This is a genomic window from Psychrobacter sp. 1Y4, from assembly GCF_051847555.1.
In genome coordinates this window covers 1-502 of the sequence record NZ_JBPYDE010001228.1, presented here as the reverse complement: position 1 = coordinate 502, position 502 = coordinate 1, and the positions used below count along the sequence as shown (strand labels likewise).

Below are 502 nucleotides of genomic sequence, written 5' to 3'. Positions count from 1 at the left end.
AAAAAACGCAAAGCTAAGCGCCAAAAAAAAGAGGACAAAATAAAAAAAGAAAAACGTAAAGGCGACAATAACGATAGTGACGTCACTGATAACCATGAGCAGAGTAAAGCTTAAAGTGTCAATGACAACACACCAAAATGATAATTAGGACGTGTCTAGACTATGTTTAGACGGCGCCTAGATAGCGCCTAAACGATGCCTAAATGTATACGAACGTCCCTAGACGCTTTGATACTTTTCTGAGATGATAAACAACTAGCCAAAATCTGTAGAACAATGACCTGTGACTTTATAAAGGGTATTTTTTAATGACTGTACATTCTACTAACGCCGAGAACATCCAAGCTCAGTCAGATTCTGATGAGCAAGCGATTGCAATAGAGGCGGCAGAAAATGATGTGTTAAAAGAGACCCAAGATAATCGTCACGGGGCAGCGACAACGGCTCGTCAATGGCAAGTACTGTCGCAGCTACAGCGTAATCGCTGGGTAGGTACGACACA

1 pseudogene is annotated in these 502 nt (G+C 41.6%); it reads left to right on the top strand.

From position 1 onward, the window contains the following. Window positions 1-308: 308 nt before the first annotated feature. Window positions 309-502 (top strand): annotated as a pseudogene (locus ACS8FC_RS21270) (WYL domain-containing protein); the annotation flags it as partial.